General features: G+C 31.5%; 7 protein-coding genes. All 7 read left to right on the top strand.

Going from position 1 to position 8,004, the window contains the following annotated elements:
• Positions 1-2: 2 nt before the first annotated feature.
• Positions 3-1,778 carry an efflux RND transporter periplasmic adaptor subunit gene (locus HSX10_RS16655; protein WP_173589384.1) on the top strand — a complete coding sequence of 592 codons (1,776 nt, stop codon included), beginning with the start codon at positions 3-5 and terminating at the stop codon, positions 1,776-1,778.
• Between the two features lie 36 nt (positions 1,779-1,814).
• Positions 1,815-2,213: a heavy-metal-associated domain-containing protein gene (locus HSX10_RS16660; protein WP_173589385.1), complete on the top strand. Its 399-nt coding sequence runs from the start codon at positions 1,815-1,817 to the stop codon at positions 2,211-2,213.
• A gap of 305 nt (positions 2,214-2,518) precedes the next feature.
• Complete coding sequence (locus HSX10_RS16665) at positions 2,519-2,974, top strand: hypothetical protein (RefSeq protein ID WP_173589386.1); 456 nt, start codon at positions 2,519-2,521, stop codon at positions 2,972-2,974.
• A gap of 37 nt (positions 2,975-3,011) precedes the next feature.
• Positions 3,012-3,602 (top strand): penicillin-binding protein activator LpoB, encoded by a 591-nt coding sequence (locus tag HSX10_RS16670; RefSeq protein ID WP_173589387.1) that lies wholly within the window; start codon positions 3,012-3,014, stop codon positions 3,600-3,602.
• A 41-nt stretch (positions 3,603-3,643) separates the two neighbouring features.
• A complete protein-coding gene (locus HSX10_RS16675; RefSeq protein WP_173589388.1) occupies positions 3,644-5,041 on the top strand; it encodes a COG3014 family protein in 1,398 nt (465 codons plus the stop codon).
• A 429-nt stretch (positions 5,042-5,470) separates the two neighbouring features.
• Entirely contained in the window at positions 5,471-6,337 is an 867-nt protein-coding gene (locus tag HSX10_RS16680) for an outer membrane beta-barrel protein (RefSeq protein ID WP_173589389.1), read from the top strand.
• Between the two features lie 231 nt (positions 6,338-6,568).
• Positions 6,569-8,004, top strand: a 1,436-nt coding sequence (locus HSX10_RS16685) for a collagen-binding domain-containing protein (RefSeq protein WP_173589390.1), incomplete at its 3' end; no start/stop codon positions are given.

Genomic DNA, 8,004 nt, shown 5'->3' on the forward strand with positions numbered 1-8,004 from the left:
TAATGAAGAAATATAGCATTTACATAGCCATTTTAGCTATTGGTTTACTTTTAGGTTGGATGCTTTTTGGTGGGACATCAAAGACTCAAGCAGCACATCATCATGAAGCTGTTGAAGGTACAAGTCAAATGTGGACCTGTTCTATGCATCCACAAATTATGCAACCAGAAGCTGGCTCCTGCCCTATTTGCGGTATGGATTTAATTCCTGCTACAAGCAGTGCAGAAGGATTATTGGTAGATCAATTTAAGTTATCTGAAAACGCGATGGCTTTGGCTAATATTCAAACTTCAATAGTAGGTAAAAGTGTTTCTAATGAAGATTCAGGTTTTATTTTGTCAGGGAAAATCACAGAAAACGAAAATGAAACAGCGACAATGCCTGCGCATTTTGATGGAAGAGTTGAAAAACTATATGTGAATTCCTTAGGAGAACGTGTTAACAAAGGACAAGCGATTGCGCAAATATATTCACCAGCTTTAATTGCAGCACAGCAAGAATTAATTACAGCCTATAAATTAAAAACATCACAACCTCAATTGTATAATGCAGTTAAAAACAAGTTTAAGAATTGGATGATCCATGGTAAGCAATTAGAGGAAGTGGAACAAACCGGACAAGTGAAAACGAGTTTCACAATTTACTCCCATGTTTCTGGTGTAGTTACCGAAATCGCTATAAATGAAGGTTCGCATATCATGGATGGAAAACCAATTTTTAAGGTTTCAAATCTAAATACGGTTTGGGCAAATTTTGATGTCTATGAAAATCAAATTAGCCAATTTAAAAAAGGACAAGATATTGTAGTAACCACTAAGGCATATTCTAATAAAACATTCAAAGGAAAGGTCGATTTTATTGATCCTATTTTAAATACCAAAACAAGAACGGTAAAATTAAGAGTCGTATTGAATAATAAAAACGAACTTTTTAAACCAGGCATGTTTGTAGAAGGTAAAATTAACGGCGTTGATCCTTCAATTAAAAAGCAAGTTTTATCCATACCTGCTTCTGCAATTTTATGGACGGGAAAACGATCTGTAGTGTACATAAAAACAAATCCAAATGAACCTGTTTTTCAAATGCAAGACATAACATTAGGAAACCAATTTGGAGATAATTATCAGGTTTTAGAAGGTCTAAATAATGGAGATGAAATTGTAACCAACGGAACCTTTACTGTAGATGCGGCTGCGCAATTACAAGGCAAAAAATCGATGATGAATAAAAAAGGAGGCAAAGTAATGACGGGGCATGAAGGACATTTAGGTATGGAAATAAATACGACTGATTTTAAAAAAACGTTAAATAAAAATGAGCGAATAGAAGTTTCTAAAGAGTTTCAAAATCAATTAAACGTGGTTTTTAATAGTTATATTGAATTGAAAAATGCTTTGGCAACAGATAATACTCAGAAACTTAAAACACAATCTAAACAATTAATAGCTAATTTAGGGAAAGTGGATATGAAGTTATTAAAGAGTAAAAATGCACATCAGCATTGGATGCCATTAGAAAAGGAAATAAAAACAACTGCTCATTTAATTTCAAATACAGACGATATTAAAGTTCAAAGAACCTATTTTAAGCATTTATCATCAAATATGGCCACCGCGTTAGAAGTGTTTGGTGTCCATGAAAAAGTATATCATTTATACTGCCCAATGTCTGATAATAACAAAGGGGCTTATTGGTTAAGTAAAGAAGAAAAAGTAGTGAATCCCTATTTTGGAGGTGCCATGTTAACCTGCGGAGAAGTAAAACAAGTCATAGAATAATTAAAAACCAAATCATAATAATTAAATTTTAAAAGAATGAATAAAGTAATTTTAAGTCTAATAGTAATAGCATCGATAGGTTTTACAAGTTGTAAAAATGAAGACAAACAAAAAACAGAAACAGCAACGACAGAAGTTTCTAAAGAAACAGCTACCGCAGATATTTCTTTTGGAGTAAGAGGAAACTGTGGTATGTGTAAAAGTACCATTGAAAAAGCGGCTAATAGTGTCGAAGGTGTTGCTAACGCAACCTGGGATGTCGATAAAAAGAAAATAGATATATTTTTCGATGATAGCAAAACAGATACTATGGAAATTCATAATGCCATTGCCGCATCGGGTTATGATACTGAAAAGGTTGAAGGAAGCGAAGATGCTTATAAAAGTTTACCTGAATGTTGTAAATATGAGCACAATATGGTCATGAACCAATAAAGTGTGATAAAAAAGTCAAACGATTTAACTTGCTGTTTATGAAAAATAATTCATTAAAATTTGTATTATAATGGGTTCTTTTTTGTTGAAAGCATGAGCATATATTTTTATTTCAATACACTTAGTGCACTATTTTAAGATTTATCATTTCAAAATAATAGTATCATTAGGTATGTTTATCTATCACCTCTACCCTATAATTTCTAGTTTAATGAACAAAACCCTATATTTTTTTATTATAAAAGTGCGTAATTTTGTACCTTGGTATAATAATTGTTTTATAAAACATATAAAACCATAACATTATGAAAAACACCATTTATACTGCCATCTTATTTTCTTTAGTAAGTTTTATTGGCACTGCACAGGTTAACGAGGAATTAGTACCAGATCAAAATCCTAATTATAAAGTAAGTTTAGATAAATATACAACAGCAAATAACGTTGATAATCTTACGTTAAAACAAGGGACAACAGTACAGGATACTTATACAGCCATTGATCCTATGGAAGCTAAAAGAGAACGTAAAGAATTAAGACAATACTACAGATCTCAAAGACCCTTATGGAGACAAGAAGTGAGGCTTGAACGTGCTAAAAACACAAGATATTTTAGCGGAATTAGCAGCAACTTTGGTGCAAACTACTATAATAACCTTCATAGTAACTATCATAGATCGTATTACAACCTTAGCAATAGAAGATTTTACGCACGGTCTTTATTTAACTTTGGCATAGGAGGATCTTTTAGATTTAGATAATTTAATCAAAAAAATAAAATACATATATAATAGAAAGATGAGAAAACAAATTATTATTCTAGGGTTAATTTTAGTAGGTGCAATGAGTTTTAATTCTTGTGCACGAAAAATTACACGTGTAGAGTCTGACACACAAATAGATATTAGTGGACGATGGAATGATACGGATTCTAGATTGGCTGCTGAAGCACTTACAGAACAAATTTTATCTGGAGATTGGTTAACCGATTTTATGCAAGCTAATGATGGTGAAAAACCCGTTTTAATTGTTGGTTTGGTAAGAAACAAATCTCATGAACATATTGAAGCCGAAACCTTTACAAAGGATATAGAAAAAGCTTTGATTAAAAAGCAATTAGCAAGAATTGTTTCTGGTGGAGAAATGCGAGAAGAGTTAAGATCTGAACGTGCTGATCAGCAAAACAATGCATCGAGTTCTACTATAAAAAAATTCGGCTTAGAAACAGGTGCAGATTATATGCTTCAAGGAAACATTAACTCTATAGTTGATGCTTACAAAAAAGAAAAAGTAACTTATTATCAAATCGATTTAGAGCTAACTAATATTGAAACCAATGAAAAGGTTTGGATTGGAGATAAAAAGATAAAAAAATACATTAAAAACTAACAAGAGTCAAAGCTTCCCTAAAATAAAAGGACGAAAACGGAATGAAAAATATCTTTTATTGTGTCTATACATTTCTAATCCTTTCCTTATTTAATAGTTGTGCGACTTATAATACCAAAGCACAAAAATTTCAATCTGCTATTCAACGAGGAGATTTTAAGGAAGCTTCTACTTCTATAGAATCGAATAAATTTTTACACAAAAAAAGAAATCTTCTTTTATATTATTTAGAAAAAGGTAAAGTCGCCTACTTAAATAAGGATTATGAATTAAGTAATTCTTTTTTTAATAAAGCAGATGTTATTATTGAAGATAATAAAGCTAATTTAGGAGGAAAAGCTTTGGGTGTACTTTTAAACCCGGAAGCAGAAACTTATACTGGTGAAGATTTTGAAAAAGTAGCCATTCATTATTATAAAGCCTTAAATTATATATTTCTTAATAAGTTTGATGATGCCTTAGTAGAAGCAAAACGAATTAATTTACAATTACAAGCTATTAATGATAGCTATCCTCTAGGTAAAAAGAACCGGTATACTTCAGATGGATTTGCTTTAAACCTTCAAGGTTTTTTATACGAAGCTTCGGGCGATATTAATAATGCCTTTATTTCTTACAGAAATGCTGTTGATCTCTATTTAGAAAACCAAGGCTCTTTCTTTGGTACACCTCTACCCGATCAGTTAAAGCAAGATGTATTAAGAACTGCTGCTGTTTTAGGTTTTACAAATGAACTTGAACGCTACGAAAAGCTATTAAATACAAAATACATTGCCCCTCAAACAACTCATGAAGGAGAACTTATTCTTTTTTGGGAAAATGGTTTAGTACCTTATAAGGACCAAACATTTTTTAATTTTATTGTGTTGCCAGGGAGCAATAACGGAATTGTATCTATTTACAATGAAGAATTAGGATTAACATTGCCCATCCCTATTCCTAGTGGGAATGGAAATAAAAATGACTTTTCGGATATTAATGTTTTTAATGTAGCCTTTCCTAAGTATGTTGAAAGATCTCCAGCTTTTTCAAAAGCTACTATTAGCTCTGATGCTATTGGTCGTACTGATTTTCAATTGGCGCAAAACTATGATGAAATAGCTTTTAAAACCCTAAGAGACCGTACACTACGCGAAATAGGAAAAGCAGCGATAAGGTTAGGTACTAAAAAAATATCAGAGTCTTTAGTTAAAAATCAAAACGCAGATATAGGTGCTGCATTAGGTCTATTTAATGCACTAACAGAACGTGCTGACACACGTAATTGGCAAAGTCTTCCTAATCGTATTTACTATGCTCGTATCCCTTTAAATAAAGGAGAAAATACCATCCGTGTTTCTATACGTTCTTCTAATAATACGTCTAAAGAAGAAGTGATTACTATTCAAGGTAAAAAAGGCATACAGTTTAGAAACATATCAACTTTTCAATCTTTATAATCTTATTATCATAATATCTTTAGTGATAATGGGGTGTAATTCTATTCAATTTATTCAGAATAGAGTTTACAGATCAGATCTAAGTAATTCCTCTTATTTCACAAGTAAATTCTTCATTTAACTCATTTAATAGCTTGAAGGCTATTATTTTTTTTTACTAAATATGAAACAAAATAAGTATTTTTGTTAACTACCGATATATGAGTTATATAGTATGAAATTATGCTTTGTTCCTCATAATCAGACTTTTTAAAAAAGAATACATTGCTTTAGTTTTATATAAAACTGAATAATTTAGGGCTATTTAATAATAGTTCTATTTGTGGTATAAAAAATAATAAGTCCATTTATTGGTGATTATCTTTTTTTATGTCAATTTTTTTAATAATATTTGAAAAAAATAAACTAAAAAATAACAAATTGATAATTATGAAACAATTAATATTATTATGTGCAGCCTTATTAATCGGCTCTGTGTCTTACGCTCAATTTCAAATTTCGGCTAGTGGTGGTTATGCTATTGGTAGTGCAGGAATGAAAACAGGAGAAACAATAAGTACTACACAAACAGAAAATGCTTACGGTAGTTATGGAGAAGGTTTTAATGGTCAAATTAGAGGAACTTATTTCTTTAATGAAACTTTTGGTGCTGATTTAAGTCTTGGGTATTTACATGGTTCAGATCAAACAATCTCTGAAGTTAATGTACCAGGAACAGAAATAGATGCTGTTGCTAGAGCTCGTGCTTTTGGTGCAGCGATATCTTTAGTATATAAATTTAACAATAACATTTATGGTCGTTTAGGGGCTTTAGTAAAATTAGGAGGTAAAACAGAAGCTGTTGTGAGTCAAAAACAAACGTTATCAGATGGAGAAGCTGCTGCTTTTGGTTTAGATCCAGGAGCTTATTCTCAAACTAATTATGTAGAAGATTTTCATGGACAATTTCCTTTAGGTTTTGTTGCTGCTATTGGTTATGAATATCCTATAAATGATAATTTTAGTGTTTTTGCTGAAGCAGAATATTATGGAATTAGCTTAAAACGTAAAGATTCTGAATTACAAGAGTTCAATACTAATATCGTTGCAGCAGACGGTACAGTAGCTTTTGAAGGTTTTTACTCTTTAGATAATTTACCAGAAGGTAGAAACAAAAAAACAACTTATGTTGATGAATTGTCTCATACAAATACAGATGATTCAAAAGAATTAGCCGTAAAAGTACCTTATTCTTCATTCGGTATTAACTTTGGAATTACTTACAAATTCAAAGGTTCTAGTTCTAAAGACATGTAGTACTAAAACAAGTTTTATAAAAAAGCTCTCATTTTATTATGAGAGCTTTTTTTATGTTCATTTTATAACTGATAAAGCAATCCTATAACGGAAAAATAGGTCTATTTCGTCTCCTACTCAGTGCTGTAGTTTCAATAATAAATTATATATTTTTCCGCTTATTCGATGACTGACACATAATTGTTGCTTAAATTGTTATTTTTGTTAGACTTAACCTACAAATCAAAAATAATGAAAGCAAAAATTGTACTATTCAGTTTAGCGGTCGGCTCCTTATTTGCAAATGTTACCAATAATTTGGAAGCCCAAACATCCCCAATTAATCCAACGGTAGCAGCAAATAACTTTAATGTCTTTACCTCTGGCGATGCCATAGCTATAAAAACAGAATCGGAAGGTTCTTGGGCCGTTGGTGGAGATTTAACTTTAGACGGTACCCTAAATATTTTTGGCGGTATAAATTATTATAACGGCGACTCACAAGCAACTGCTCTTGTTGTTAACGGAAAAGTAAATTACAACTCAGGTAAATTACAGATTCTACAAAGCAATTATATTAAAATAGGTGATCTATCTACAAGTGCTGTTTTTGAGTTAGACCAAAACAATGTACTTAGTAATACTAGAATTACTCCTATTGATGGTAATTTTGATACTAACCCTAGGATTGAATTATCTACAAATCAAACTATCACTTCAATTTCAGGAAATCCTCAAATAGATTTTAATGAAGCTTTTAATCAGTTTGAATCTATTTCTAATTATTTAGGAAATCAAATCACCAATGTAACTTGGAATGCTGATGAGTTTACTCAAGGAAAGTTATGGATCAATTTAATTCCAAATACAACTAACGTTATTAATTTAACAGTTGCAGAATTCAATGGATTTAGTGAAATAAAATTCAATGACTTAGTGCCTTCAGAAACAACTCCATTAATCATTAATCTTACAGATATTAGTGTTACTCCAGATGTTGTTTCAATTCATAGCTGGCCAAATATCGTTGGAAGTTCATTAAGTTACGCGCCTTATATCTTATATAATTTTGCTAATGTAAGTTCTACCATTAATTATACTGGTGGTGCTCAAGTTTATGGAACTATTTATGCACCAAGTGCTCGTTTTAATAACCGAAGTAATTTTAATATTGACGGACAAATTATTGCAGAAGTATTTGAGCAAAACTCAGGGGAAGTTCATCCTTATTTATTTGATACGACTATAGATTTTCCACCAACACCTTCAGAAGAAATTTGTGATGGTATCGATAATAACGGTAACGGTCTTATAGACGAAGGTTTTACAGATACTGATGGTGATGGAATTGCAGATTGTGTAGATAATTGTCCTGAAGTTGTAAATCCAGATCAAGCAGATTTAGACGGAAACGGTATTGGTGATGTTTGTGATGAACCAGAAGTTGAAGAAATTTGCGATGGTATCGATAATAACGGTAACGGTCTTATAGACGAAGGTTTTGCAGATACTGATGGTGATGGTGTTGCAGATTGTATAGACAATTGTCCTGAAGTTGCGAATCCAGATCAAGCTGATTTAGACGGAAACGGTATTGGTGATGTTTGTGAAGAACCAGAAGTTGAAGAAATTTGCGATGGTATCGATAATAACGGTAACGGTCTTATAGACGAAGGTTTTGCAGATAC

Source organism: Winogradskyella undariae (assembly GCF_013285155.1).
Lineage (GTDB): Bacteria > Bacteroidota > Bacteroidia > Flavobacteriales > Flavobacteriaceae > Winogradskyella > Winogradskyella undariae.

Bases quoted from the DNA above. Each gene is read 5' to 3' on its own strand.
- HSX10_RS16655 (WP_173589384.1), top strand. From the start codon at position 3: ATGAAGAAATATAGCATTTACATAGCCATTTTAGCTATTGGTTTACTT.
- HSX10_RS16660 (WP_173589385.1), top strand. From the start codon at position 1,815: ATGAATAAAGTAATTTTAAGTCTAATAGTAATAGCATCGATAGGTTTT.
- HSX10_RS16665 (WP_173589386.1), top strand. From the start codon at position 2,519: ATGAAAAACACCATTTATACTGCCATCTTATTTTCTTTAGTAAGTTTT.
- HSX10_RS16670 (WP_173589387.1), top strand. From the start codon at position 3,012: ATGAGAAAACAAATTATTATTCTAGGGTTAATTTTAGTAGGTGCAATG.
- HSX10_RS16675 (WP_173589388.1), top strand. From the start codon at position 3,644: ATGAAAAATATCTTTTATTGTGTCTATACATTTCTAATCCTTTCCTTA.
- HSX10_RS16680 (WP_173589389.1), top strand. From the start codon at position 5,471: ATGAAACAATTAATATTATTATGTGCAGCCTTATTAATCGGCTCTGTG.